The 26,623-nt window shown below is 70.9% G+C and carries 18 protein-coding genes and 2 rRNA genes (1 of these 20 running past the window's edge); 15 read left to right on the top strand and 5 right to left on the bottom strand.

The features are described 5' to 3' along the window. Both ACMCNN_RS23180 and rrf read left to right on the top strand, forming a co-directional pair. Positions 1 to 1,905: ribosomal RNA gene (locus ACMCNN_RS23180) — 23S ribosomal RNA — on the top strand; it begins 1,203 nt to the left of the window's first position. A 141-nt stretch (positions 1,906 to 2,046) separates the two neighbouring features. Next, positions 2,047 to 2,163 (top strand): 5S ribosomal RNA (rrf, locus tag ACMCNN_RS23175). A 510-nt stretch (positions 2,164 to 2,673) separates the two neighbouring features. Here the strand turns inward: rrf and ACMCNN_RS23170 are convergent. Then, on the bottom strand, positions 2,674 to 3,540 hold the full coding sequence (locus ACMCNN_RS23170) for a hypothetical protein (protein ID WP_412742618.1): 867 nt from the start codon (positions 3,538 to 3,540) through the stop codon (positions 2,674 to 2,676). Between the two features lie 284 nt (positions 3,541 to 3,824). Here ACMCNN_RS23170 and ACMCNN_RS23165 point away from each other — a divergent pair, with 284 nt between their 5' ends. From ACMCNN_RS23165 to ACMCNN_RS23150, 4 genes are read left to right on the top strand one after another with little or no spacing between them, the layout of a single operon-like run. Beyond that, positions 3,825 to 6,464, top strand: coding sequence for a valine--tRNA ligase (locus ACMCNN_RS23165; protein WP_412742617.1), 2,640 nt, complete (start codon positions 3,825 to 3,827; stop codon positions 6,462 to 6,464). Beyond that, positions 6,461 to 6,637: a hypothetical protein gene (locus tag ACMCNN_RS23160; protein WP_412742616.1), complete on the top strand. Its 177-nt coding sequence runs from the start codon at positions 6,461 to 6,463 to the stop codon at positions 6,635 to 6,637. Before ACMCNN_RS23165 ends, ACMCNN_RS23160 begins: the two co-directional genes overlap by 4 nt. Further along, complete coding sequence (locus ACMCNN_RS23155; protein ID WP_412742615.1) at positions 6,634 to 7,959, top strand: bifunctional folylpolyglutamate synthase/dihydrofolate synthase; 1,326 nt, start codon at positions 6,634 to 6,636, stop codon at positions 7,957 to 7,959. Before ACMCNN_RS23160 ends, ACMCNN_RS23155 begins: the two co-directional genes overlap by 4 nt. Further along, on the top strand, positions 7,956 to 8,390 hold the full coding sequence (locus ACMCNN_RS23150; protein WP_412742614.1) for a DUF4233 domain-containing protein: 435 nt from the start codon (positions 7,956 to 7,958) through the stop codon (positions 8,388 to 8,390). The genes ACMCNN_RS23155 and ACMCNN_RS23150 overlap by 4 nt, the downstream gene beginning before the upstream one ends. A gap of 20 nt (positions 8,391 to 8,410) precedes the next feature. Here the strand turns inward: ACMCNN_RS23150 and ACMCNN_RS23145 are convergent, their stop codons facing one another. Next, positions 8,411 to 10,099, bottom strand: coding sequence for a VOC family protein (locus ACMCNN_RS23145; protein WP_412742613.1), 1,689 nt, complete (start codon positions 10,097 to 10,099; stop codon positions 8,411 to 8,413). A gap of 163 nt (positions 10,100 to 10,262) precedes the next feature. Here ACMCNN_RS23145 and ndk point away from each other — a divergent pair, with 163 nt between their 5' ends. Further along, positions 10,263 to 10,682, top strand: a complete 420-nt coding sequence (ndk, locus tag ACMCNN_RS23140) for a nucleoside-diphosphate kinase (RefSeq protein WP_412742612.1) — start codon at positions 10,263 to 10,265, stop codon at positions 10,680 to 10,682. Here ndk and ACMCNN_RS23135 read toward each other — a convergent pair. After that, positions 10,679 to 10,849, bottom strand: a complete 171-nt coding sequence (locus ACMCNN_RS23135; RefSeq protein WP_412742611.1) for a hypothetical protein — start codon at positions 10,847 to 10,849, stop codon at positions 10,679 to 10,681. The two genes, ndk and ACMCNN_RS23135, sit on opposite strands and share 4 nt — an antisense overlap. A 302-nt stretch (positions 10,850 to 11,151) precedes the next feature. Here ACMCNN_RS23135 and ACMCNN_RS23130 point away from each other — a divergent pair, with 302 nt between their 5' ends. The 3 genes from ACMCNN_RS23130 (at position 11,152) to ACMCNN_RS23120 (ending at position 16,983) form a co-directional block, all read left to right on the top strand. Further along, positions 11,152 to 12,768, top strand: coding sequence for a methyl-accepting chemotaxis protein (locus tag ACMCNN_RS23130; protein ID WP_412742610.1), 1,617 nt, complete (start codon positions 11,152 to 11,154; stop codon positions 12,766 to 12,768). 268 nt (positions 12,769 to 13,036) lie between these two features. Next, positions 13,037 to 16,159, top strand: a complete 3,123-nt coding sequence (gene ileS, locus ACMCNN_RS23125; protein ID WP_412742609.1) for an isoleucine--tRNA ligase — start codon at positions 13,037 to 13,039, stop codon at positions 16,157 to 16,159. Between the two features lie 143 nt (positions 16,160 to 16,302). Further along, the gene (locus ACMCNN_RS23120) at positions 16,303 to 16,983 is read left to right on the top strand and encodes a lysophospholipid acyltransferase family protein (protein WP_412742608.1); all 681 of its coding nucleotides are present in this window, start codon (positions 16,303 to 16,305) and stop codon (positions 16,981 to 16,983) included. A 12-nt stretch (positions 16,984 to 16,995) separates the two neighbouring features. Here ACMCNN_RS23120 and ACMCNN_RS23115 read toward each other — a convergent pair whose 3' ends face one another. After that, a complete protein-coding gene (locus ACMCNN_RS23115; RefSeq protein WP_412742607.1) occupies positions 16,996 to 18,960 on the bottom strand; it encodes a hypothetical protein in 1,965 nt (654 codons plus the stop codon). 369 nt (positions 18,961 to 19,329) lie between these two features. On the opposite strand from ACMCNN_RS23115, the gene ACMCNN_RS23110 reads away from it, so the two are divergent. The 5 genes from ACMCNN_RS23110 to rffA are packed head-to-tail and all read left to right on the top strand — an operon-like array spanning position 19,330 to position 25,539. Further along, positions 19,330 to 19,458, top strand: coding sequence for a hypothetical protein (locus tag ACMCNN_RS23110; RefSeq protein ID WP_412742606.1), 129 nt, complete (start codon positions 19,330 to 19,332; stop codon positions 19,456 to 19,458). A 48-nt stretch (positions 19,459 to 19,506) separates the two neighbouring features. Then, the gene (locus tag ACMCNN_RS23105; RefSeq protein WP_412742605.1) at positions 19,507 to 22,080 is read left to right on the top strand and encodes a SpoIIE family protein phosphatase; all 2,574 of its coding nucleotides are present in this window, start codon (positions 19,507 to 19,509) and stop codon (positions 22,078 to 22,080) included. Further along, complete coding sequence (locus ACMCNN_RS23100; protein ID WP_412742604.1) at positions 22,077 to 22,442, top strand: STAS domain-containing protein; 366 nt, start codon at positions 22,077 to 22,079, stop codon at positions 22,440 to 22,442. Before ACMCNN_RS23105 ends, ACMCNN_RS23100 begins: the two co-directional genes overlap by 4 nt. Further along, a complete protein-coding gene (locus ACMCNN_RS23095; protein WP_412742603.1) occupies positions 22,439 to 24,391 on the top strand; it encodes a TIGR03960 family B12-binding radical SAM protein in 1,953 nt (650 codons plus the stop codon). The genes ACMCNN_RS23100 and ACMCNN_RS23095 overlap by 4 nt, the downstream gene beginning before the upstream one ends. A 23-nt stretch (positions 24,392 to 24,414) precedes the next feature. Continuing rightward, a complete protein-coding gene (rffA, locus tag ACMCNN_RS23090; RefSeq protein ID WP_412742602.1) occupies positions 24,415 to 25,539 on the top strand; it encodes a dTDP-4-amino-4,6-dideoxygalactose transaminase in 1,125 nt (374 codons plus the stop codon). 14 nt (positions 25,540 to 25,553) lie between these two features. Here rffA and ACMCNN_RS23085 read toward each other — a convergent pair whose 3' ends face one another. After that, positions 25,554 to 26,549, bottom strand: coding sequence for a beta-ketoacyl-ACP synthase III (locus ACMCNN_RS23085; protein WP_412742601.1), 996 nt, complete (start codon positions 26,547 to 26,549; stop codon positions 25,554 to 25,556). Positions 26,550 to 26,623: the final 74 nt, after the last annotated feature.

Genomic DNA, 26,623 nt, shown 5'->3' with positions numbered 1-26,623 from the left:
CCGACAATGTAGCGGGGCTCAAGCACACCGCCGAAGCTGTGGCACTCACACAGGTACTCCGCCTCCATCTTCGGGTGGGGGTGCAGGTGTGTGGGTGGGTAGGGGAGCGTCGTATGGCGGGTGAAGCGCCGGGGTGACCCAGGTGTGGACGCCATACGAGTGAGAATGCAGGCATGAGTAGCGAATGAAGGGTGAGAAACCCTTCCGCCGGATGACCAAGGGTTCCAGGGCCAGGCTAATCCGCCCTGGGTGAGTCGGGGCCTAAGGCGAGGCCGAGAGGCGTAGTCGATGGATAACGGGTTGATATTCCCGTACCCGCGTAGGAGCGCCAGCGATGAACCTCACTGTGCTAACCATCCGAACTTGCTGATCCCTTCGGGGTGAGGTGAGGGGGGTTGGGATCCTGGTGGGTAGTAGTTGAGCGATGGGGTGACGCAGGAAGGTAGCTGATCCCGGCCGGTGGTTGTGCCGGGGTAAGCGTGTAGGCCGTGCCATAGGCAAATCCGTGGCACATGAGGGCTGAGACGTGATGCCGAGCCGATTCAGGTGAAGTCAGTGATCCTATGCTGCCGAGAAAAGCCTCTAGCGATGTTCCGAGCGGCCCGTACCCCAAACCGACACAGGTGGTCAGGTAGAGAATACCGAGGCGACGGGCGAACTGTGGTTAAGGAACTCGGCAAATTGCCCCCGTAACTTAGGGAGAAGGGGGGCCGGACGCGTGAAGCCCCGTGCGGGTGGAGCGTGGTATGGCCGCAGAGAGCAGGGGGAAGCGACTGTTTACTAAAAACACAGGTCCATGCCAAGTCGTAAGACGATGTATATGGACTGACGCCTGCCCGGTGCTGGAACGTTAAGGGGACCTGTTAGCTCTTCGGGGCGAAGCGGAGAACTTAAGCGCCAGTAAACGGCGGTGGTAACTATAACCATCCTAAGGTAGCGAAATTCCTTGTCGGGTAAGTTCCGACCTGCACGAATGGCGTAACGACTTCCCCACTGTCTCAACCACAGGCCCGGCGAAATTGCAGTACGAGTAAAGATGCTCGTTACGCGCGGCAGGACGGAAAGACCCCGGGACCTTTACTATAGCTTGACATTGGTATCTGAATGCAATTGTGTAGGATAGGTGGGAGCCGGTGAAGCTCGGACGCCAGTTCGGGTGGAGGCAATCTTGAAATACCACTCTGTTGGATTCGGGTATCTAACTTGCGGCCCTGATCGGGTCGAGGGACAGTGTCTGGTGGGTAGTTTAACTGGGGCGGTTGCCTCCCAAAGGGTAACGGAGGCGCCCAAAGGTTCCCTCAGCCTGGTTGGCAATCAGGTGTTGAGTGTAAGTGCACAAGGGAGCTTGACTGTGAGACTGACAGGTCGAGCAGGGACGAAAGTCGGGACTAGTGATCCGGCACTTGCGTGTGGAAGCGGTGTCGCTCAACGGATAAAAGGTACCCCGGGGATAACAGGCTGATCTTCCCCAAGAGTCCATATCGACGGGATGGTTTGGCACCTCGATGTCGGCTCGTCGCATCCTGGGGCTGTAGCAGGTCCCAAGGGTTGGGCTGTTCGCCCATTAAAGCGGTACGCGAGCTGGGTTTAGAACGTCGTGAGACAGTTCGGTCCCTATCCGCCGTGCGCGTTGGATACTTGAGAAGGGCTGTCCCTAGTACGAGAGGACCGGGACGGACGAACCTCTGGTGTGCCAGTTGTCCCGCCAGGGGCACGGCTGGTTGGCTACGTTCGGAAGGGATAACCGCTGAAAGCATCTAAGCGGGAAGCCTGCTTCGAGATGAGGTATCCCACCACCTTTGAGTGGGTAAGGCCCCCAGCTAGACGACTGGGTTGATAGGCCGGAGATGTAAGCCAGGTAACTGGTTCAGTCGACCGGTACTAATAGGCCGAGGGCTTAACCACACCAAACAATGTGCTCGACGCGTCCACTGTGCGATATCTCAGCGAACAACCACCCCCCCGAACACACACCCAACCCCGACCCCGGAAACCGGGGCGCGGGACGGGTCGTGAGGGGTGGGGGTTGGTGACGCTGGCAGATGTGCCGGTGGTCATAGCGGAGGGGAAACGCCCGGTCTCATTCCGAACCCGGAAGCTAAGCCCTCCAGCGCCGATGGTACTGCACCCGGGAGGGTGTGGGAGAGTAGGACGCCGCCGGACCAAAACCACCAGTGAGGGCCGCCCCCAACAAGGGGCGGCCCTCACTGCTATCCACACACCCCCACGGCCCGCACCCGCGTCCGGTGCGGGCAGGGACGGCGTCACACCCTCGACGCAGCCGCACCGACAAAACGAAGAACAAGGCAGAGCAAGCGATCAGGCAACGCGACGGGAACGCAGCCGCTGGGGCGGCACGCCGGCCGCGGTCAGCTGGCCTCCGAACCCACATTCGCGCGGCGCCTGTGGACGAGAAGAACCGTTACGGCGCACTCATCCACACACCATTTCTGCGCTCGCAGTGCTCAGGCATCGACCCTGCCTTGTCTCGGCGGGGCGTGGAAGCTGTGCGGGTGAGGGGCAGCGCCGACTCGATTCTGTGTCAGCGTTGAAGACCGCCGCCAGATGGGTTCCCAGGCTGGCATCGACGCGCGTCGCGGCTCGCTGTGATGCGGTGGCGATGAAGATTTCCAGGGGCGGGGGATCGGTTTCGACCTGCACTGACAACGTTGGTCAGTGGCGCTTTTCGGCGGTTTCTCGGATGGCGAGGACGAGATCCGCGGACTCGTCCTCGGAACGTCGCGGGAACAGGGCCAGTGCCACGCTTCCGTGGTCTGCCCACCCGCATACGGCCATGTCCCCGTCGTCGGTGGCGGTCCGGCCACACTTCGCCGTGCCGCCCAGCGGGCCCGCCGCGACGTCGTGCACATGAGTCACCGAGCCCTGGTCGTCCGAAACCATTCCGAACGCCGCCTCCAGCGCGTCCCCGGGCTGCCAGATCAACCCGGTCCCGCCGACGAAAAGAATCCCGCGTCCCCCGTGGTCGTAGTACGCGGCGGCCACGGTGTGGTCGAGGTCGACCTCGGCGGCCAGCGCGGTCTGCAGGAAGTCGGCGGTGCTTCGCCCGTCGTCGCTGTCGTCCGGCCGGAGCCCGGCCACCAACGGCGGAGCGGTGAGCGTGGCGTCCTTCTGCGAGACGACCCGCCAACCGGTCACACCGGCCGCCACCATGCCGGCCACCCCCACGACCAGGACAGCGGTCAACGCGATGGTGCGGACACGCTTCGGAGGGCGGCGTGCAGCGGAGGCCGGTTCACCGGACTCCGCGTCGCCGCTGAGGCTGAACGCCGCATCGGTCAGCTCGATGTGTTGCGGCCTATCCCGGTGCGCCTCGTCCGGGCCTGCCTGGTCCGGGTGCCCCTGGTCTGGCCGTGTCTCGTTCGGGTGTGCCTCGTCCGGGCCTGCCTGGTCCGGGTGCGCGTGGTCTGGGCGCGCCGCGTTCGGGTGTGCCTCGTCCCGCTGTGCCCGTTGCTGACGCACCCGATCGTCGGCAACCGCGTCGTCGGCGAGCGCATCGGCGGGCATGCGCGGGGCGGGCATGACTCCAGCGCTCCGGGCGGTGGACACTGCTGTGGGCGCCGGTGACTGCGTGGCATCCGTTGCCTCAGTGACTGGGGTTGCCTCGGTGGTTGCCGGGTGGTCGGTGGCTGCGGGGTTCCGGGCTGCTGACGGCGCGACGTTTGCCGCCGGCCGGGCGGTCGCCGGGGAGGGCGTACCGGGGGCGGGGGCGGGGTCGCGTTCGGGCATTGCGCGAGCTTACAGCCATTAACGCCGGGAGGCGGTGCGAGCGCAGGCCGCCCGGGCGCCGTCCGTAGAATTGTCGGGTGACCGATGCAGCGCAGTCCCGTACCCCTGATAGCCGTCCGACCGGGGGCCTCTCGGCCCAGTATCAGCCGGGCGAGGTAGAGCAGCGGCGGTACGAGCAGTGGGTAGCGGGCGGTTACTTCACGGCGGATCCGGCCAGTGACAAGCCGCCCTTCTCGATCGTCATCCCCCCACCGAACGTGACCGGCTCGCTGCACGTCGGTCACGCGTTGGACCACACGATCCAGGACACTCTGTCGCGGCTGAAGCGGATGCAGGGCTACGAGGTGCTGTGGCTGCCCGGCATGGACCACGCCGGCATCGCCACCCAGAACGTCGTGGAACGTCAGCTGGCTGCGCAGCAGATGTCGCGTCATGACCTGGGCCGCGAGGCGTTCGTGGAGCGCGTCTGGCGGTGGAAGGCGGAGTCCGGCGGGGCGATTCTCGGCCAGATGCGCCGGCTGGGCGACTCCGTGGACTGGACCCGTGAGCGTTTCACGATGGACGAGGGGCTGTCGCGGGCCGTACAGACGATCTTCAAGCGGTTGTTCGACGACAAGCTGATCTATCGCGCGGAGCGGATCATCAACTGGTGTCCCCGCTGCCTCACGGCGCTCAGCGACATCGAGGTCGAGCACACTGACGACGACGGCGAGCTGGTCTCCATCCGGTACGGCGAGGGCGACGACGCCATCGTCGTCGCGACCACGCGCGCCGAGACGATGCTGGGCGATACCGCGGTCGCGGTGCACCCGGACGACGAACGTTACAAGCACCTCGTCGGCACCGAGGTCGAGCTGCCGCTGACCGGCCGGCGTATCCCGATCGTGGCCGACGACCATGTGGATCCGGCTTTCGGTACGGGCGCGGTGAAGGTGACCCCGGCGCACGACCCCAACGACTTCGAGATCGGCCAGCGGCACAACCTGCCCAGCCTGACCATCATGGACGAGCGGGCCGTGGTGACCGTGCCCGGTCCGTTCGAGGGCCTGGACCGGTACGAGGCCCGACCCGCCATCGTGGCCGCGCTCCGCGAGGAGGGCCGGATCGTCGCGGAGAAGCGGCCGTACGTGCACTCGGTGGGGCACTGCTCGCGGTGCAAGACCACCGTTGAGCCGCGGCTGTCGCTGCAGTGGTTCGTCAACACCGGGCCGCTGGCCAAGGCCGCGGGGGACGCGGTGCGCGACGGTCGGGTCGCGATCGAGCCGGCTGAGTTGGCGAAGCGGTACTTCGCCTGGGTCGACAACATGCACGACTGGTGCATCTCCCGCCAGCTGTGGTGGGGACACCGGATCCCGGTCTGGTACGGCCCGGACGGCGAGGTCGTCTGCGTCGGCCCGGACGAGCAGCCGCCCTCGGGTGACGGCTGGCGTCAGGACGAGGACGTACTCGACACCTGGTTCTCGTCGGCGCTGTGGCCGTTCTCCACGATGGGCTGGCCGGAGCAGACCGCCGAGCTGGCGAAGTTCTATCCGACCAGCGTGCTGGTCACGGGCTACGACATTCTGTTCTTCTGGGTCGCCCGGATGATGATGTTCGGCCTGTACGCGATGGGCGGGCGCCAGCCGTTCGACGTGGTCGCCCTGCACGGCATGGTGCGCGACGGGCACGGCAAGAAGATGTCGAAGTCGTTCGGCAACGTGGTCGACCCGCTGGACTGGATCGAACGGTACGGCGCGGACGCGACCCGGTTCACCCTGGCCCGTGGGGCCAACCCCGGCTCGGACGTGCCGATCAGCGAGGAATGGTGCCAGGGCTCGCGCAACTTCTGCAACAAGCTGTGGAACGCCACCCGGTTCGCGCTCATGAACGGCGCGACCGTCGCGGGTGACCTGCCGGCCGCCGGGGAACTGTCCACGATCGACCGGTGGATCCTGTCCCGGCTGCAGCACGTCGTCGCGGAGGTGGACGAGCTGTTCGCCGCGTACGAGTTCGCGAAGGTGTGCGACACGCTCTACCACTTCGCGTGGGACGACGTGTGCGACTGGTACGTGGAGCTGAGCAAGCCGGTGCTCGCCGCGGACGGCGCCGACGGGCAGCGGAGCAGGCGGGTGCTCGGGCACGTCCTCGACCAGCTGCTGCGGTTGCTGCACCCGGTGATCCCGTTCGTCACCGAGGAGTTGTGGACCGTGCTCACGGGCGGCGAGACCGTCATGCGGGCCGCGTGGCCGGCGGTCGACCGTACCCGGATCGACGATGCCGCCGAGGACGAGCTGGCCGCGCTGCAGAAGGTGGTCACCGAGGTCCGGCGGTTCCGCTCGGACCAGGGGCTGCGACCGGGACAGCGGGTCACCGCCGCGCTCACCGGACTCGGCAATGTCGGCATCGACGTGCACGAGGCGCTGATCCGTTCGCTGGCCCGGCTCGACAGCCCGGGCGCCGACTTCGCGGCCACCGCGACGCTCGTGGTCACCGGTGGGATCACGGTCGACCTGGACACCCGCGGCACCATCGACGTGGCGGCGGAGCGGGCCCGGCTGGAGAAGGACCGTGCCGCCGCGGAGAAGGAGGCCGCGCAGTGCCGGGCCAAGCTCGGCAACGAGGCGTTCGTCGGCAAGGCGCCGGAGCAGGTGGTCGCGAAGATCAAGGACCGGCTGGCCACGGCCGAGGCCGACTTGGCCCGGATCGCCGCGGCCCTCACCGCCCTGCCTCCGGCATGAGCGAGTGCACCGAGCGCAGCGAGGGCCGCGAGGGCATGCCCGGTTGGCTCAGCATGAGCGAGTGCACCGAGCGCAGCGAGGGCCGCGAGGGCATGCCCGGTTGGCTCAGCATGAGCGAGTGCACCGAGCGCAGCGAGGGCCGCGAGGGCATGCGGAAAGTAGGGCTGGCATGAGCCGGTATGACGAGGTGTCGGCGGAGCTGGAGCAGCGCGGCTTCACCCGGATGGACTTCGACCTGCAGAAGATCCGGGATCTGATGGATGTGCTGGGTAGCCCGCAGCGGGCGTACCCGGCGATCCATCTGACCGGCACGAACGGCAAGACCAGTACGGCCCGGATGATCGACGCGCTGTTGCGGGCGCACGGCCTGCACACCGGCCGGTACACCAGTCCGCACCTGGAGACCGTCCGGGAGCGGATCAGCCTGGACGGCCAGCCGGTCTCCGAGGAGCGGCTGGTTTCCACGTACGAGGAAGTGGCGCCGCTGGCGGCGCTCGTGGACGCGCGGGTGGCGGAGCCGCTGACCTACTTCGACATGACCACCGCCATGGCGTACGCGGCGTTCGCGGACGCCCCGGTGGACATCGCGGTGGTCGAGGTCGGGCTGGGTGGTGCCGAGGACGCCACGAACGTCATCGAGGCCGGCGTCTGCGTCATCACCCCGATCGGCCTCGACCACACCGAGTGGCTCGGCGACACCATCGAGGACATCGCCTGGGCCAAGGCCGGGATCATCCACGCCGGTGCCACCGTCGTCAGCGCGGCCCAGACCGAGGAGGCGATGCGCCCGCTGCTGGAGCACTGCGCCCAGGTCGGCGCCACCATCGCGCGGGAGGGATCCGAGTTCGGCGTCATGCGCCGCAGCATCGCGGTCGGTGGCCAGGTGCTCAGCCTGCAGGGCCTGGGCGGCGTGTACGAGGACGTGTTCCTGCCGCTGCACGGTGCCCATCAGGCGCAGAACGCCGCAGTCGCGTTGGCCGCGGTCGAGGCGTTCCTCGGGGCGGGTGCGCACAAGCAGCTGGAACCGGATCTGGTGCGGGAGGGCTTCGCCGGGGTCGACTCGCCGGGCCGTCTCGAACGGGTGCGCAGCGCGCCGGCGATCCTGCTGGACGGCGCGCACAACCCGCACGGCATGGCCGCCACGGTCAGCGCCCTGGACGAGGAGTTCGCGTTCCGGCGGCTGGTCGTGGTGGTGGCCGCGCTGGCCGACAAGGACGTCTCGGGGCTGCTCGATCTGCTGGAGCCGGTCGCCGATCAGATCGTGGTCACTCGCAACAGCTCGGCGCGGGCCATGCCCGTCGAGGAGCTGGCACAGCAGGCTACCGCCATCTTCGGCGAGGAACGGGTCACGGTCGCGCAGAGCATGCCCGACGCCATCGAGGAGGCGGTCGTGCTGGCCGAGGCGGACCTGGACGGCGAGCTCAGCGGCGTGGGTGTCCTGATCACCGGCTCGATCGTGACGGTCGCCGACGCGCGGAAACTGCTCAAGCGGTGACCGTCCCACCGCCCCGCGGGGACGATGCGGCCGCCACCGACCCCACGTCCGACGCGGCCGGTTCGCCGGACGCCGTGCCGGGAGGCGCACCGCGACCGTCGGGGCTGCGCAACCCGCAGGCTGCCGTACGGGGGCTCGGCGCGGGCACGCTCGCGTTGGAGGCGGTCGTGCTGCTGCTGGCCATCCAGCCGATCCGGGTGCTCGGCGGCCACCTCAGCGGATGGGGTGTCGGGGCGGTCGTGGGCCTGGCGGTGGCGTGCGTGGTGGTCGCGGGCAGCATGCGACGGAGCTGGGCCTGGCATGCCGGTACCGCGATCCAGGTGCTGCTACTCGCTTGCGGGCTCTTGCACTGGTCGCTGGCGGTACTCGGACTGATCTTCGGCGCTGCCTGGGCGTACGCGACGTACGTGCGGCGCACGATCCTGGGCTGAGCTCGGGCCGGGCCGGGGGCTCAGCCGATGGCCCGCCACTGGGTGATGGCGATGTTGTGGTCATCCGGGTCGTGGAACGAGGCCGCCCACAGTTCCAGCCGGTCGCCGCGGTTCACCGGGCGGGGGGCATGGACGAACGTGACGCCCTTGCGCTTCAGCTCCGCGTACACGGCCTCGACGTCGCCGACCTCCAGGTTGAGGTGGATGAGGCGGCCTGCCGTGGCGGACAGGTCGTGCACCGTGCGCAGCACCAGGCGGGTGTCGCCGGAGGCGAGCACGGCGCTTCCCTCGCCGCTGTCGATCTGGAAGAACCCGAGGACGTCGCGGTAGAACGCGACCGAGCGGTCCAGGTCGGTGACCAGGATGGTGATCCCGACGCCGTGGATCGCGGCGGCCGGGCCCGGGCGGGCACTGGGGTACGCCGTGATCAGCTCGTCGGCCCGCTCGTCCGGTTCATACCCGCCGTCGAGATCGGTCCACGGACGGCCGGTCGGGGGCTGCGGTGGGTCGGCGGCCGGAGGTTCCGGCGCCGCCGGGGCGGTCGTGTCCCGGGGTTCGGTGGGTACGGCGGCGGGGCTCTCGGAGTCGGTGGCCACGTCTGTGGGTGTGGCCGCCGTGCCGGCCGTCGGAAGGGGCTCCGCGGCGCCGTCGAGCGGGATGTCGATCTCGGCGTCGTCGGTGAGGGCGGTTTCGCTCACGGCGGCGGTGCCGGGCTCGGGCTGGGAGTTGTGGCTGGGGAGGGTTTCCGCGATGGCGTCGGGATCGGCTGTGGGCTCGGTGTCCGGCGGTGCCGTGGTGTCGTCGACTTGTTCGGGTGAGACGCGCTGCTCCGGTGCGGGTGCGGGCGGTGCTTCGGGCGTACCCGTAGGGGGGTGCAGCGTCGCTGTGGCCGCGCGCGGCCGGGGGCTCGGGCGCGAACCGTTGGGGCGGGGGCCCGCCGGACCACTGGGGCCTGCGGTCGCGGCCGGCGCGGGCTGGTCCTCGGCCGGTGCGGTCGGTGCGGGGACCGGGTTGTCGTCGTGATCGACCAGCTGACCCTCGAGGATGATCGGGCTGCGCGTCGCTTCGCGCACAATCACCGCGCCCGCCGACTCCTCCGCCTGCCGGGCGGAGCGGGGAGGGGGCGGCGGGGGTGGCTCGTCGCCGCCGGGGAGCCACGCGCGGTCGCGGGCGGCCCACGGTGGCGGCTCCGGCTCGCCGAGCAGATCGTCGTCGGACGGCTCGTCCAGCGGGTCGTGGCTCGGCGGCGGTGAGTTCAGCACCGTGGCGTCGGACCGGGACGGCGCCTCCTCCCAGGAGATCCGTACCCGGCGCATGTCGTCGACGTCCACCGTCACGGGCAGGGTGTCACCCGGGAGGGGCCACTTGTCGACCGGGACGCGGGGATCCCGGATGACCACCTCGGAGATCGGCAGGCCCGGGGCGATGACGACGACCTGCAACTCGGCACGGCCGTACACGGAAGAGGAGGGTGGCTCGGAGACGGCCTTGACCTGAGCGGTGCCGCTCACCCAGGCGCGTGCGCCGCGGCGCACGACGTTGACCATGGCCAGGGCGATCGCGAGGGCCAGCAGGGCGACGCCGAGCGCGACGATCGACCAACTCGACAGGCCGATGCCGAACAGCATGACGAAGACGGCGATGGTGCCGAGCACCGCGGCCAGCAGCTTGCGGGCCGGGGCGATGGGGCGGCCGTTCTGGTTCGCCACTGTGGACCTCCCGGGTAGTACCGCAAGGCTAGGCCGCCGCGGCGCCATCCGGAAAGTCGCCGTGGTGGGCGGTGGGCGCTCGCCGCGGTACCGGTACCGATAGGCTGACATCCGCATGTCCCGACCAGCACGCCCGACCCCACTCGCCCGACCAGGAGGATCCGTGTCCACCAGCGCTGCCGAGCGCTCGCTCGTGCTCATCAAGCCGGACGCCGTGCGGCGCGGCCTCGTCGGCGAGATTCTCGGCCGCTTCGAGCGCAAGGGTCTCGTGATCGAGGAGATGGTGCTGCGCACCATGGACGCGGAGCTGGCCGACCAGCACTACGCCGAGCACGTGGACAAGGCGTTCTACCCCCCGCTGAAGCAGTTCATGACGGGTGGGCCGCTGGTCGCCGTCGTCATCAGCGGCGACGAGGCGATCGACGTCGTGCGCGCCATGATCGGCGCCACGGACGGGCGCAAGGCCGCCGCGGGGACGCTGCGCGGCGACCTGTCGCTGTCGAACCGGGAGAATCTGGTACACGCGTCCGACTCGCCCGACAGCGCCAAGCGTGAGCTGGCGCTCTGGTTCCCGCACCTCTAGGGCGTCTGCGGTGGTTCCGTCCGGGTCGAGATGGCCAGGCGGTTCCACACGTTGATCGTGGCGATGGCCATCAGCAGGTTCGCCAGCTCCTCGGGCGTGAACTGCTTGGCGGCCGCCAACAGGCGGCGGCTGTCCTCGCCCGCTGCCAGGGCGTCGCGGCTGTGCATGTCGACGCAGAACGCACAGCGATCTCCATGCCCATGACGGCCTTGTAGGCATCCGGGGCGACTTCGTTGACGGCCAGGCGCGGCATGGTGTCCTCCTCGGGAGTCGGTGACACAGGCGGGGGGTCGTGGGTCGGTTACTTAGTGTGACGCCGAAGAAACTTAGAGTAGCGGACCGTCCGGCCGAAGGAACGCAGCTGAGCGCGGCGTCTTGAGTAAAGACTGAAGGTCCACATCTCAAGTGGCCTCGGGCGATGCCGAATCCAGGGGTGACGCGGGACACCCTTGACGGAAGGAACGAACCGATGGTGCGGATTCTGCGGCGGGTGCGGCTGCGTTCCCGCCTTCTCCTGGCGTTCGGGGCGTTCTGTGTACTGATCTCGGCGATGACCTGGGTGGGTGTCGCAGAATCGGGCCGTCAGGCGGCGGTCACCGAAGAGGTGGCCCAGTTGCAGGTGCTGACCCGCGACGTCATGCAGCTCAAGTTCCGGGGTGCCGACGTCAGCGCGCGCCAGCTCGCGTACGCCTGGGACGCTCCGTTCCTGGGCGGCAAGGCGGCCACCGACCCGGAGTCGGCCAACCGCAAGATCTTCCTGGACGTTCTGAAGGACCTCGACGCGGACCTGAAGGCGGTGCCCGTCGACGAGCTGACCCCCACCGAGCAGAAGATCCTCGCGGAGATCAAGGCCAGCTTCACCAACTTCCTGAAGTACGACGCCCAGGTCGTCGCCCTGTTCAAGCAGGGCTCCCCGGAGTCGATGAAGCTCGCGAACATGGTGATGCTGGGCAACGGATACGACTCGTACTACTCGGTCATGGACAGCACCACCCAGCTGATCAACTCGGTGCATGCGCGCAGCGACCAGGCTCAGCGTGAGGCCCGCATCGCCGCGCAGCGGCTGCGGATGCTGCTGTTCGTGGGATCCGGCCTGGCGGTCGTGCTGACCGTACTGATGGGTCTGGTCATCACCGCGAGTGTCGTCAAGCCGGTGGCGGCGGTGGCGGACGCGCTGCGCACCCTCGCCCGCCGTGACCTCACCACCAAGCTGCCGGTCGAGGGCCACGACGAACTCACCGTGATGGCCGGGGCGTTCAACGAGGCCACCGCGGCCATGCGGGAGACCCTGGCCAGCGTCGGGGCCCGTGCGTCGGCGGTGGCGTCGTCCTCGCGGGCCCTGGCCGAGGTGTCCGACCGGATGCAGGAGCAGGCCGCCGACACCAGCGTGCAGGCCAACACGGTGGCCGGCGCGGCTGGGGAGGTGTCCGACAACGTGGCGGGCATGGCCTCGGCGGCCGAGCAGATGAACGCCTCCATCAACGAGATCGCCCGCAGCACCGAGGCCGCCGCCTCGGTCGCCGGCGACGCCGTGAACACCGCCCAGGAGACCTCCGCCGCGGTGCGCGAGCTGATCGAGGCCAGCGGCGAGATCGGCAAGATCGTCAAGACGATCACGGCGATCGCGGAGCAGACCAACCTGCTGGCGCTGAACGCGACCATCGAGGCGGCCCGTGCGGGCGACGCGGGCAAGGGCTTCGCGGTCGTGGCCAGTGAGGTCAAGGACCTGTCGCAGGAGACGGCCCGCGCCTCGGAGGACATCATCGCCAAGATCGACGCGATCCAGCAGACCACCGAGCGGGCGGCCGCGTCCATCGGGCAGATCTCCGGCGTGGTCAAGCAGATCTCCGAGCTGCAGAGCACGATCGCGGCGGCCGTGGAGGAGCAGTCCGCCACCACCGCGGAGATCAACCGAAACGTCTCCGAGGTCTCCGCCGGATCGCAGCAGATCGCCGCCGGTGTGGGCGGGGTCGCGGACATCGCGTCGGCCACCACCCGCGACGCCGACGCCACCCGGGAATCCGCCCGCGGCCTCGGCGACACCGCCCGCGAACTGGACGAACTGGTCTCCTCCTTTGGCTACTGACCGGCCGGGCGGGTAATCCGGGTGAGGTGACGCGGCAGAGGCCGGTATCGTGGTCAGCCAGGCGACGAACCGGCCATCACCGGGGAGCCTCCGGAAGAACGGGCGGGACCACCCCGCCCCAGTAGAACCGGGCGGACCGGCCCGCACCCTCGCCGGACAACGAGCGGGCGTCCCGTACGCGGGGCGTCAAGCGAGGTGGTACCGCGGGCCGTCCGGCTCGTCCTCGCAGACCACGACACCGTGAGCTGCCCGAGGAGATCGACCACCGATGGCCTACCCCAAGCACGGCGATCAGACTGGCGTACCCGCCAGCCCCGACCTGCCCGCGGTCGAGCGCTCGGTGCTCGAGCACTGGGCCGCCGACCACACGTTCGAGGCCAGCGTCGAGCAGCGCCCGGCCGGTGAGAACGGCAGCAACGAGTTCGTCTTTTACGACGGGCCGCCGTTCGCCAACGGGCTGCCGCACTACGGCCACCTGTTCACCGGCTACGTCAAGGACGTGGTCCCGCGCTACCAGACCATGCGTGGTCGCCGCGTCGAGCGCCGGTTCGGCTGGGACACCCACGGGCTGCCCGCCGAGGTGGAGGCGGAGAAGCAGCTCGGCATCACCACCAAGGCGCAGATCGTCGACCTCGGCATCGACAAGTTCAACGAGGCCTGCCGCGCCTCCGTGCTCGCGTACACCAAGGATTGGGAACGCTACGTCACCCGGCAGGCCCGGTGGGTGGACTTCGGCAACGACTACAAGACGCTCGACCCGGACTACATGGAATCGGTCATGTGGGCCTTCAAGACCCTGCACGACAAGGGCCTGGTGTACGAGGGGTTCCGGGTCCTCGCGTACTGCTTCCGGTGCGAGACGCCGCTGTCGAACACAGAGACCCGGATGGACGACGTTTACCGGGACCGGACCGACCCGGCGCTGACCGTCTGGTTCCAGCTGGAGTCCGGCGAGAAGGTAGGCGTCTGGACCACCACGCCGTGGACGCTGCCGTCGAACCTCGCGCTCGCGGTCGGCCCGGACATCGAGTACGCGGTGCTGCAGCGCGACGGCCAGAAGTACCTGTTCGGGGCGGGACGCGTCGCCGCGTACGCGAAAGAGCTCGAAGGGTTCGAGCAGGTCGGGACCGTGTTCGGGCGGGACCTGGTGGGGAAGCGGTACACGCCGCTGTTCGACTACCTGGTCGAGCAGGGCGGGCCCAACGCGTTCCAGGTGCTCGGCGCGGACTTCGTGACCACCGAGGACGGCACCGGGGTGGTGCACCTGGCGCCCGCGTTCGGTGAGGACGACCAGAACGTCTGCAACGCGGCCGGCATCCCGACCGTGGTCACTGTGGACGATCACACCCGGTTCACCGCGCTGGTGCCCGACTACCAGGGCATGCAGGTCTTCGACGCGAACAAGCCGGTCATCGCCGCATTGAAGGAACGCGGCGTGGTCCTGCGCCACGACGGCTACACGCACTCGTATCCGCACTGCTGGCGCTGCGACACTCCACTGGTCTACAAGGCGGTGTCGTCGTGGTTCGTGGCGGTGAGCACGTTCCGGGACCGGATGGTCGAGCTGAACCAGGAGATCACCTGGACGCCCGCGCACATCAAGGACGGCTCGTTCGGCAAGTGGCTGGCGGGCGCGCGGGACTGGTCGATCAGCCGGAACCGGTTCTGGGGCTCGCCGATCCCTGTGTGGAAGTCCGACGACCCGAACTACCCGCGGGTCGACGTGTACGGCTCGTTCGCGGAGCTGGAGAAGGACTTCGGGGTGCGGGTCAGCGATCTGCACCGGCCGTACATCGATGAACTGACCCGGCCGAACCCGGACGACCCGACCGGGCAGTCCGTGATGCGCCGGGTGCCGGAGGTGCTGGACTGCTGGTTCGAGTCCGGGTCGATGCCGTTCGCGCAGGTGCACTACCCGTTCGAGAACAAGGAGTGGTTCGAGCACCACTACCCGGGCGACTTCATCGTCGAGTACATCGGGCAGACCCGCGGCTGGTTCTACACCATGCACGTGCTGGCCACGGCGCTGTTCGACAGGCCCGCGTTCCGCAACTGCCTCAGCCACGGCATCCTGCAGGGCGCCGACGGCCGCAAGATGTCCAAGAGCCTGCGCAACTACCCCGACGTGTACGAGGTCTTCGACCAGTACGGCTCGGACGCGATGCGCTGGATGCTGGTGTCCTCGCCGGTGCTGCGCGGCGGCGACATGCCGGTCACCGAGACGGCCATCCGGGACGCGGTGCGCCAGGTGCTGCTGCCGCTGTGGAACGTCTGGTACTTCTTCAGCCTGTACGCCAACGCATCGGGTCACGAGGCGCGGTTCCGCACGGACAGTACCCACCTGCTGGACCGCTACGTTCTCGCCAAGACCGGCGAACTCGTCGCGGACGTGCAGCGGCAGATGGACGAGTACGACATCTCCGGGGCGTGCGGGACCGTCCGGTCGTACCTGGACGCGCTGACGAACTGGTACGTGCGCCGCTCCCGGGACCGGTTCTGGGCGGGTGACGCGGACGCGTTCGACACGCTCGCCACCGTGCTGGAGACGTTGTGCCGGGTGGTGGCGCCGCTGGCGCCGCTGACCGCCGAGGAGATCTGGCGCGGCCTGACCGGTGAGCGTTCCGTGCACCTGACCGACTGGCCGTCCGCGGAGCCGTTCCCCGCCGACCACGAGCTGGTCGCGGCCATGGACGCGATCCGGGACGTGGCGTCGGCGGCGCTGTCGCTGCGCAAGGCCCGTGGCCTGCGGGTACGCCTGCCGCTGGCCTCGCTGACCGTGGCCACGGCCGGGGCGGCCAGCCTGGAACCGTTCGCGGACCTGCTGGCCGACGAGGTCAACGTCAAGGACGTGCGGTTCAGCCAGGACATGGCGACGTACTGCCGCCAGGTGCTGACCGTCGTGCCGCGGGTGCTCGGCCCGCGCGTCGGCAAGCAGGTCCAGCAGGTGATCAAGGCGGTCAAGGCCGAGGAGTGGGAACTGGTCGACGGCGCGCCGGTCGCGGCCGGGATCACCCTCGCCGAGGGCGAGTACGAGCTGCGCCTGGTCGCGGCGGACGTGGAGAACTCCGCGCCGCTGCCCGGCGGTGCGGGCGTCGTCGTCCTCGACACCACGGTCACACCCGAACTGGCCGCCGAGGGCCTGGCCCGCGACGTCATCCGGGTGGTGCAGCAGGCCCGGCGCGACGCCGACCTGGACGTGTCCGACCGGATCGCGCTGACCGTCGCGGCCTCCGCCGAGGTGGAGGCCGCGGTGGACCGGCACCGCAGTTTCGTGGCGGAGGAGACGCTCGCGACGTCGCTGTCGTTCGGGGTGCTGGACCCCAGCGCCGGGTTCGCCGGCGAGGTCGGTGACGGTGAGCAGGTGACCGTCGCGGTGCTTCGCGCGGTGTGAGAAGTGCCTCCGGGCTCGGTGTTCCCCGCTTCGGCGGGGGATGCCGAGCCCACCAATACAAGATCCACGCGAGCGCGGGGGCGCGCGTCATATAGCCTCACATCGCCCCCCACGTTTTTCTGCACGCCCGCCGGAGGAACCCGTTGCCGCTGCTCTACTCGATCGGCAAAGTCACTGTCGGTAACGCCATGACCCTCGGCTGGCGACCTCAGGTCGACGGCCTCGAACACATCCCCGCCTCCGGCGGCGCCATCTTCGCCGGCAATCACCTGTCCGTCGCCGACGAACTGTTCCTCGGCGCCGTGGTCCCCCGGCACATCGCCTTCTGGGCCAAGGCCGAGTACTTCACCGGCAAGGGCATCGGCGGGCTGTTCACCCGCACGCTCATGCACGGCCTGGGCGCCATCAAGGTGGAGCGGGCGGGTGGGCGTGCGGCGCTGACCGCGTTCGACGGGGCGATCCCCGTGCTCAAGGGCGGCGACATGGTCGCCGTCTACCCCGAAGGGACCCGGTCGCCGGACGGACGGCTCTACCGGGGCCGTACCGGGGTGGCCCGGCTCGGGGTGGCCGCCGGGGTGCCGATCATCCCGGTCGGGATGCTCGGCACCGACGAGGTGCAGCCCATCGGGCAGCCGTACCCGAAGCTCGGCAAGGGGCGCGGCAAGGTCGTGATCCGCTTCGGCAAGCCGATCGAGACCATGGGGCGCGGCGATGACCGTACGTCGCTGCGGGCGCTGACCGACGAGGTCATGGCCGAGATCCAGAAGCTCACCGGGCAGGAGTACGTGCCCCGGTACGCCCCGCCGCGCCAGCAGCAGTCCTGACCTCCGGCCGCGCTATCCGCGGGTGAGGACGGCGCCGCGCAGCCTGCCCACCAGTTCGGCGCTCTCGTCGATCGAACGGCGGGTCAGCAGGACCGTGGCCAGGCTGCCGTGGTCGGCCCAGCCGCACACCACGACCGCGCTGCCGCCGCTGCGCCCGACGCCGCAGCGCTCGTGCGCCCCGGCCTCGCCCAGGTCGTACGGGGCGAGGTCGCCCAGGCGGTACGTGTCGGCGAGATGCCGCAGCTCCGCCTCGAGGTCGGCCTCGGGGCGCAGGCGCAGGCCGGTGGTGCCGAAGATGGTGACCCGCTTGCCCCGGCCGTCGCCGTACACCCCGGCGAAGACGTCACCGTCGGCCAGGCCGGTGTCCTGGATCTGCTCGCCGAGGCGGTCCGTGGCGCGCCGGCTGGCGGCGTCGTCGCGCAGGTTCAGGTCGGCGACCTCGTCCGGCAGGTTCGCCTTCACGGGGTACTGGTTCGCGGCGGGCCAGCCGAAGTAGGCCGGGACGCCGCAGCAGAAGGCCGCACTGAGCAGCGAGAACAGGAACAGCTTGCGTAGCGGGTGGCGCCGGCGGCGCGGCGTGGGACGTCCACCCGGTCCGCCGGAGGGCGGCGCCGCAACCTTGCCGGCGGCCGGGGGTCGCGCGCCGCCGGGCCGGGTTCCGGCCGGGGGAGCGGCGGGTGGGCGGGTCGGCTGGCGCCAGGAGGGCGGCGCGGCCGGGTGCGGTGGCCGGGCACCCCCTGGCGCATGCGGTGGCCGGGCTGGAGCCTGCAGCGGCCGGGCTGGAGGCTGCACTGGCCGGGCTGGAGGCTGCGGCGGTCGGGCTGGAGCCTGCTGCGGCCGGGCCGGAGCCTGCGGGGGCCGGAGCTGAGCCTGCGGGTGTCTTGGCGGAGCCGAGGGCTGTGGATGCGGTGGATGGGCCGGAGGCTGCGGGCGGCCACCGGCCGGGGCGGGTCGCGTCGTGGGCGCGGGAGGCTGGGCCGGTGGCTGCGCGCGGCGGCTCCACCAGCGGCGCCGCGCGGCGGGCTGCCCCCCGCCCGGTGTTGTCCCCGGTGCCGAAATGCTCGGATTCAGTGCACCCGGCGCCGGCCCGCCAGGATTCGGCGCACCCGGCATCGGTCCGGCAGGATTCGGGGCACCCGGTCCGGCGGGATTCGGCGCACTCGGCGTTGGCTCGGCCTGCGGCCGGGCCGCCGCCCGAGGTGGCATCGGTGGTGGGGCGGTCGGTTGCGGGGTCGCCGACGGCGGCGGATACAGCGGCGCAGCGTCGACGCGGGTCGGCGGTGGCGCGTCGATCCGGGTCGGCGGCAGGGCCTCCGGCGCGGGTAGCGGCAGCAGGTCCCACGGGGTGTCCTGGTCGGCCCACGGATCGACCGCGGGAGGTATGGCCCACTCGTCGTCGTCCTGCGCCTGCGGCCCGTCGGGCGCGCCGCTTCGCCCGTCGCCGGCTCCGGCGCGCCGGGGTGCGGCCCGCCACCGCGACCACCAGGACCGCTTGGGTTCGGCGGCCGGGACTGCCGCCGATCCGCTCCAGCGCACCGGAGCATGGGTGGTCGAGGGTTCGGCGCCCGTCGGTGCGATACCCGCAGCGTCCGCCTCGACCTTGGTGGCGTCGGCATGCACGAGTGCGGCCCGAGTCGGGTCGGCTGCGGTGGGCTCGGCTTGCGTCGCCTCGGTCGAGAAGGGCTCCGCCCGCGTCGCCTCGGCCGGTACGTGCCGGTCTGGAGCGTTCGCTGCCGGGCCGGCCGGGACGGGGTCGGCTCGCGTCGCCTCGGCCGGGACGGGGTCGGCTCGCGTCGCCTCGGCCGGGACGGGGTCGGCTCGCGTCGGGTCGTCCCGGATGGGATCGATCCGGGCTGCGTCCGCCGGGGCGGTGTGGGCCGTGGGGGCCTCCGCCGGACCCCGGGTGGACGGGACGGCCGGTGTGGGCTCGTCGGGCAGCTCGGCGGCCGAGGGCGGGTCGCCCTGCTGGTCGGCCATCCGCGTGCTCCTTCCGTGGCCCCCGGCGGGCCTGCTGCCAGGTTAGAGCCGAGCCGCCACCCGGCCGGGCGGACTCGTGGAGATCGCTGCGAGCGGGCACGGCGGGTGCGGCCGGGCCGATGTGCACGGCGGAACGGGACCGTATCGTGACCAGGGATGTACACGCTTCGACACGCGGTGCCGCGATCGGGCGGCACGGGCGGCCGAGCAGCGAGGCCCGCCCCGGAGCCCGGCCGCGGCCGATGCCTGCCCGCCGGAGCCCCGGCAACGGCCCGCATCGTCCCGTTCGCGTACATCGGCGAGGGATGTTCTGCCACGACGGGTACGGCGGGCACGCGCGATTCCACTCTCGACGGTTACGCTGCGAACGTGCTGGACATCCGGGGTGAGCCCGCACGAGGTCGCGGTTCGGGGCGCGCGGCGAGCGTCGCGACCGGCGTGCTGCGCCATCCCGGACGGTCCAGCGTGGCGATCAGGGACGAACTGGGCGAGCGATGAGCGGACGGAGCGTGCGCGGCGGGCCCGCGACCCCGGCAGGGCGGCGGTATGGGTGACGACACGGTGCGGCCCGAGATGACACAGGAGCTGCGGCTGCCCTGGGAGGAGGACCCGGAGGAGCTGTACGAGCACGCCCCGTGCGGCTACCTCACGACCCTGGCCGACGGCACGATCGTCCGGGTGAACCAGACGCTGCTGACCTGGACCGGATACGCCCGATCGGCGCTGGTCGGCCGTCGCCGCTTCCGCGACCTGCTCACCGCGGACAGCCGCAGCTACCACGAGACGCGGTACGCGCCGCTGCTCACCATGCGGGGCGACGCCCGCGAGGTGGCGTTCGACATCGTCTGCGCGGACGGGCGCGAACTGCCCACGCTCGTCAACTCGGTGGTGAGCCGGGACTCCGGCGGCCTGCCCCGGGCGATCCGGACGACGGTCTTCGACGCCACCGAGCGGCGCGGCTACGAGCAGGAGCTGCTCGTCGCGCGGCGGGCGGCGGAGGCGTCCGAGCGGCGGGTCGGCGTACTGCAGCAGATCGTCGCGGAGCTGGCGGCCGCACCGACCGAGGCCGAGGTGGCCGAGGCGGTGGTCCGGGCGCCCGGACCGGCGTTCGGCGCGCTGGACGCCAGCATCTGGCTGGTCGATCCGGACGGTGACCGGCTCGTCGTGGCGGCCTCCACCGGGCCCGCCGTGCCCGGCGGCGAACAGATGCCGCGGTCCTCGGCGCGGCCGGTCGCCGAGGTCGCCCGGCGCGGCGACCTGCACGTCATCGGTTCGATGCGGGAGGCAGCCGAGCATTTCCCCGAGCTGGCCGAGGGGATGCGCCGCACCGGGCGGCGCACTGTCGTGCTGCTGCCGCTGACCGCGGGGCCGGGGCAGGACGCGGGCCCGTCGGACGTGCTGGGTGTGCTGGCGTTCGGGTTCGTGGAGCAGCGCGCGCTCAGCGACAGCGAGCTGCGGGTGGTGCGGCTGCTCGGGCACCAGGCCGGGCAGGCGCTGGACCGGGCCCGCCTCTACGACGCCACCCGCCGCCGCGAGGCGCGGGCCGTCTTCCTGGCCGAGACCACGCGGGCGCTGGAGGAGCTGCCCCGGCTGCTGCCGCGGGCCCGGCGGCTGGTCGAGCGGATCGTCCCCGAGGTGGCCGGGTGGGCCGAGGTGCGCCTGCGGGTCGGCCCGGCCGGTGTGGTCGCCGAGGCGGGCGCCCCGGCGCCCGATCCGCGCTGGCTGACCGAGCGGGTCGCGGCGGCGATCGCGTCGGGCGATCCCCAGTACGCAGGGCAGCGGACGCCCGACGGTGGAGCCGGCCCTGGTCCGGACTTCGACGGCGACGACGCCGGACCGGAGCCGGACACCGGTCCCGGCCGGGAAGCCGACTGCGTGGTGCTGCCGCTGACCGTACGCGGCCGGGTCCTGGGCACCCTGGCCCTGCGCCCGTCCGGTGGGCGCAAGCTCAGCGGGTCGTGTTTCCTCGGCGAGCTGGCCGACCGGGCCGCCCTGTCGCTGGAGAACGCCCGCCTGTACGAGCAGGAGCGCACCATCGCCCGCAGCCTGCAGCGCAGCCTGCTGGCCGGTGACCTGCCCGCCGATTCCCGGTTCACGCTGGAGACCTACTACCAGGCGGCCGGGCAGGACCTGGAGGTCGGCGGGGACTGGTTCGACGCGTTCCGGATCACCGGCGACAAGCTCGGTGTCGTGGTCGGTGACGTGGTGGGCCGGGGCATCGACGCCGCCACGACCATGGGCCAGCTGCGCAGCGCCATCCGGGCCCTCGCCTCGGCCGAGGCGGGGCCGGCGCGGCTGCTGGAGCGGCTGGACAGGTTCGTCGAACGGGTCGAGTCGGCCCGGATGACCACCGTCGCGTACGCGGAGATCAACCTGGCCACCTCGGAGATGACGTACGCCTGCGCGGGGCACCAGCCGCCGCTGCTGGCCGAGCCGGGCAGCGCCCCGCGCTACCTGCTGGACGGCCGTTCCGGCCCGCTGGGTTCGCGCGCCGCCCGGATCGAACGGGTCGAGCACCGGGTCCGGCTGGCCGCGGGCAGCCGGCTGCTGCTGTACACCGACGGGCTGATCGAGCGCCGGGACCGGCCGCTGGACGCCGGTTTCGAGGTGCTGGCCCGCGCGTACGCCCGGTGCCGCGACGCCCCGCTGCCGGGCCTGGCCGCGCGCCTGGCCGACCTGCTGGTGGGCCGCGACCACGGCGACGACGTCTGCCTGCTGTGCCTGGCCATGGGCACCGAGGAACGGCTGGAACGCAGCATCGGCGCCGACCCGATGCAGATCGCGCTGCTGCGCAAGGACCTGCGGGGCTGGCTGGCCGCCCACGCGGTCGACGCGGACAGCAGCGAGGCGGTGCTGCTGGCCTGCTCCGAGGCGGTGGCCAACGCGATAGAGCACGGGTACCGCGACGACCCGTTCGGGATGGTCCGGGTGGTGGCGTCGGTGGCCGGCAGCGCGGTGGAGGTGCGGGTGGCCGACCGGGGGACCTGGCGGCAGACCCGCGAGGAGGACGTCCGGGGACGGGGGCTGAGGCTGATGCGACAGGTGATGGACGAGGTGGTGATCGCCCGCGGCGAGGGCACCACGGTGACGATGCGGCGGGGCCGGCGGGGGCAGCCGTGACCCTGGGGGTCACCTTCGGGCGGCAGGACGGTGCCGCGCTGGTGCGGCTCTCCGGGGAGATCGACTTCGCGAACGCCGCCGCGATCGGCAGGGAGATCGTGCACCGTACGGGCATGTCCGGCCCGGTCCTGGTCGACCTGACCGCGGTCTCGTACCTGGACTCCGCGGGGGTGCGGCTGCTGGACGCGCTGGTGGCCGACCTGGAGGGGCAGGGCCGCCGGCTCCGGTTCGTGGTGGGGGCGTCCGGCCCGGCCCGGATGACGCTGATGTTGCGGGCGTTCCGCGACGAGCTGCTGGCCGCGGATCCGGACGAGGCCGCGGCGGAACTGGGCCGCGGACCCGCGTACCCTGGAGTCCCATGAGCGTGGCATCCGTATTTCCGCAGCTGGAGCAGTTGTTGCCCCGGGTGAGTAAGCCGATCCAGTACGTGGGCGGCGAGCTGGGCGCCGTGGTGAAGGACTGGGACCGGGCCACGGTGCGGTGGGCGCTGATGTACCCGGACGCGTACGAGGTGGGCCTGCCCAACCAGGGCGTCCAGATCCTGTACGAGGTCCTCAACGAGCAGCCCGACGTGCTGGCCGAGCGGACGTACGCGGTCTGGCCCGACCTCGAGGCGCTGATGAAGGAGCACGGGGTCCCGCAGTTCACGGTCGACGCGCACCGGCCGGTGCGGGCGTTCGACGTGCTCGGGGTGTCGTTCGCCACCGAGCTGGGCTACACGAACCTGCTCAGCGCGCTCGACCTGGCCGGTATCCCGCTGGAGGCGAAGGACCGCACCGAGCAGGACCCGATCGTGGTCGCGGGCGGGCACGCCAGTTTCAACCCGGAGCCGATCGCGGACTTCGTCGACGCCGCGGTGCTGGGCGACGGCGAGGAGGCGGTCCTGGAGATCTCCGGGATCATCCGCGAGTGGAAGGCCGAGGGCTGCCCCGGCGGGCGGGAGGAGCTGCTGCTGCGGCTGGCCCGTACGGAAAGCATCTATGTTCCCCGCTTCTACGACGTCGACTACCTGGCCGACGGCCGGATCCAGCGGGTCGTGCCGAACCGCCCGGACGTGCCGTTCCGGGTCGCCAAGCGCACGACGATGGACCTGGACGCCTGGCCGTACCCGAAGAAGCCGCTGGTCCCGCTCGCCGAGACCGTGCACGAGCGCTACGCGGTGGAGATCTTCCGGGGATGCACCCGGGGTTGCCGGTTCTGCCAGGCCGGGATGATCACTCGCCCGGTGCGGGAACGGTCGATCACGACCGTGGGGCAGATGGTGCAGCAGGGGCTGGAGTTCTCCGGCTTCAACGAGGTCGGCCTGCTGTCGCTGTCCAGCGCCGACCACTCGGAGATCGGCGACATGTGCTCCGGCCTGGCCGAGCAGTACTCCGACACCAACGTCTCGCTGTCGCTGCCGTCGACGCGGGTGGACGCGTTCAACATTGACCTGGCCCAGGAGCTGTCCCGCAACGGGCGCCGCACCGGCCTGACGTTCGCCCCGGAGGGCGGCTCGGAGCGCATCCGCAAGGTCATCAACAAGATGGTGACCGAGGAGGACCTGATCCGTACGGTCGTGACCGCGTACTCGAACGGCTGGCGGCAGGTGAAGCTGTACTTCATGTGCGGGCTGCCCACCGAGACCGACGACGACGTGGTGCAGATCGCCCGGATGGCGCACGAGGTGATCAAGTCGGGGCGGGCCGCCACCGGCAGCAAGGACATCCGCTGCACGGTGTCGATCGGCGGGTTCGTGCCCAAGCCACACACGCCGTTCCAGTGGGCAGCGATGACCCCGCCGGAGGTGATCGACCACCGGCTGAAGCTGCTCAAGCAGGAGATCAACAGCGACAGGTCGCTGGGCCGGGCGATCGGTTACCGGTACCACGACGGCGAGCCGTCGCTGATCGAGGGCCTGCTCTCGCGGGGCGATCGCCGGGTCGGCCGGGTCATCCGCAAGGTGTGGGAGAACGGCGGCCGCTTCGACGGCTGGAGCGAGCACTTCTCGTACGCCCGCTGGGTGGACGCCTGCGCCGAGGTGCTGCCGGAATTCGGTGTGGACCTGGCGTGGTTCACCACCCGCGAGCGCGACCAGCTGGAGGTCCTGCCCTGGGACCACCTCGACTCCGGGCTGGACAAGGACTGGCTGTGGCAGGACTGGCAGGACTCGCTCGGTGAGTACGAGCAGGACGACTGCCGGTGGACGCCGTGCTTCGACTGTGGCGTGTGCCCGGCCATGGACACCGAGATCCAGATCGGGCCCACGGGCCAGAAGCTACTGCCGCTGACCCCGATCAACGGGATGCGGGTGCCCGAACACACCCACTGAGGCGGGTGGACGGTTGAACGGGTGTGCAGATCCCGTTCAACCGTCCTTTTCTGGCCCCGCGCGAGCTCGAATACCTGGTCCTGGCCGCCTCGTCCGGGCACACCTCGGGCGACGGCCCGTTCACCCGGCGGGCCGGTGAGCTGCTGCGCGACCTCACCGGCGCCCGGTCCGTGCTGCTCACCACGTCGTGCACGCACGCGCTGGAGATGACCGCGCTCCTGCTCGACCTGCGGCCGGGCGACGAGGTGATCATGCCCTCGTTCACGTTCGTCTCCACCGCCAACGCGTACGTGCTGCGCGGGGCGGTCCCGGTGTTCGTGGACTGCCGGCCGGACACCCTCAACCTGGACGAGCAGGCCGTGGAGGCCGCGGTCACCCCGCGGACGAAGGCCATCGTGGTGGTCCACTACGGCGGGGTGGCCTGCGAGATGGAGGCCATCGAGAAGGTGGCCGAGCGGCACGGACTCGCGGTCGTCGAGGACAACGCGCACGGGCTCGGCGGTGCGTACCGGGGGCGGCCGCTGGGCTCGTTCGGTGCGCTGGCCACGCAGAGCTTCCACGCCACCAAGAACGTGTCGTGCGGCGAGGGCGGGGCGCTGCTGGTCAACGACGAGCGGCTGGTCGAGCGGGCGGAGATCCTGCGGGAGAAGGGCACCGACCGGAGCCGGTTCTTCCGCGGGCAGGTGGACCGGTACCGGTGGATGGACGTGGGATCCAGCTATCTGCCGTCGGACGTGCTGGCGGCCGGGCTCACCGCCCAGCTGGAGGCGTTCGACGAGGTCCAGCGACGGCGGCGGGCCGTATGGGACGCATACCACTCAGCCCTGGCCGGCGCCGACCTCGTCCGGCCGACCGTGCCGGACGGCTGCGATCACCCGTCACACCTGTACTACGTGCTGGCCCCCGACCCGGCCCGGCGCCAGGAGTTGATCCGTCACCTGGCCGGACGGGGGGTCGAGGCCGCGTTCCACTATCAGCCGTTGCACTGCGCGCCGGCGGGGGAGCGCTACGGGCGCGTCGGGCCGGGCGGCTGCCCGGTGACGGCCGACGTCGCGGATCGGCTGGTCCGCCTGCCGTTGCACGCCGCCCTGACCGAGGCGGAGGTCGCGCAGGTCGTGGAGGGGGTGGTGCAGTGGGCGGCGGGCTGAGCCCGGTGGACGGGTCACACCGGCGTGACGGCCGGCCAGGTCAGTGCCGTCGACCCCCAGACCAGCCCACCGCCGAACGCGGTGAGCAGGACGAAGTGGCCGGGCCGCAGCGACCCGTCGGTGACGGCGTCGCAGATCGCGAGGGGGATGGAGGCCGCGGAGGTGTTGGCCACGCGATCGATGTTCATGACGACCCGATCCTCGGGGATACCGAGTCGGGTGGCCACGGCCCGCAGGATGCGGGCGTTCGCCTGATGCGCGACGAACCGGTCCACGTCGTCGGGTGTGCGCCCGAGGCGCGCCAGGATGGCCCGCGACGACTCGGCCATGTGGTGCACCGCGGCGGTGAAGACCTGACGGCCCTGCATGGTGAAGTACATGTCATCGGCGTCCGCCCGGCCGCCGCCCCCGCGCTGGCGGGAACCCCCGCCGGGCACCAGGATGAGATCGGCGGCCGCACCGTCACTGCCGAGATCGAATCCGGCCAGCGCTCCCGGCTCGTCGGGGCTGCCGGACCGCAGCACCACCGCACCGGCGCCGTCGCCGAACAGCGGGACGGTCGTGGGGTCATCGGGCCGCAGCACGCTGGAGAACACGTCCGCGCCGATGACGAGTACGCGCTCGGCGAGCCCTCCGCTGATCAGCGAGGCGCCGCTGGCGAGTCCGTACACGAATCCTGCGCACACGGCGTTGACGTCGAACGCGGCGGCGCGGCCCAGCCCGAGCCGGGAGGCCACCGACGGAGCCGTGGCGGGCATCGGATGGTCCGGGGTCGTCGTGGCCAGCACGACGGCGTCCACGGCGTCGGTGGCCGCCGACTTGAGCGCGCGGGCGCCCGCCTCGACCGCCAGGTCCGCCGTGGACGTGCCCTTCTCCACCACATGGCGCTGACGGATGCCGGTCCGCTTGACGATCCAGTCGTCGGTGACCCCGAGTCGGTCGGTCAGGTCCGCGTTGGTCACGGTCGCCGGGGGTAACCAGCCCCCGATCCCGGCGAGTACGGCTGTCATGTGACGTTCAACGATCGGTGCGTCGCTCGAGTGGCGACGCCCGGGAGCCCCCTGCGTCGTTGCCGATGCAGATG

The organism is Krasilnikovia sp. MM14-A1004 (genome assembly GCF_047159485.1).
In the GTDB taxonomy this organism is placed as follows: domain Bacteria; phylum Actinomycetota; class Actinomycetes; order Mycobacteriales; family Micromonosporaceae; genus Actinoplanes.
Note: the sequence above shows the minus strand (reverse complement) of the source record. Positions and strands in the feature narration are given on the sequence as shown.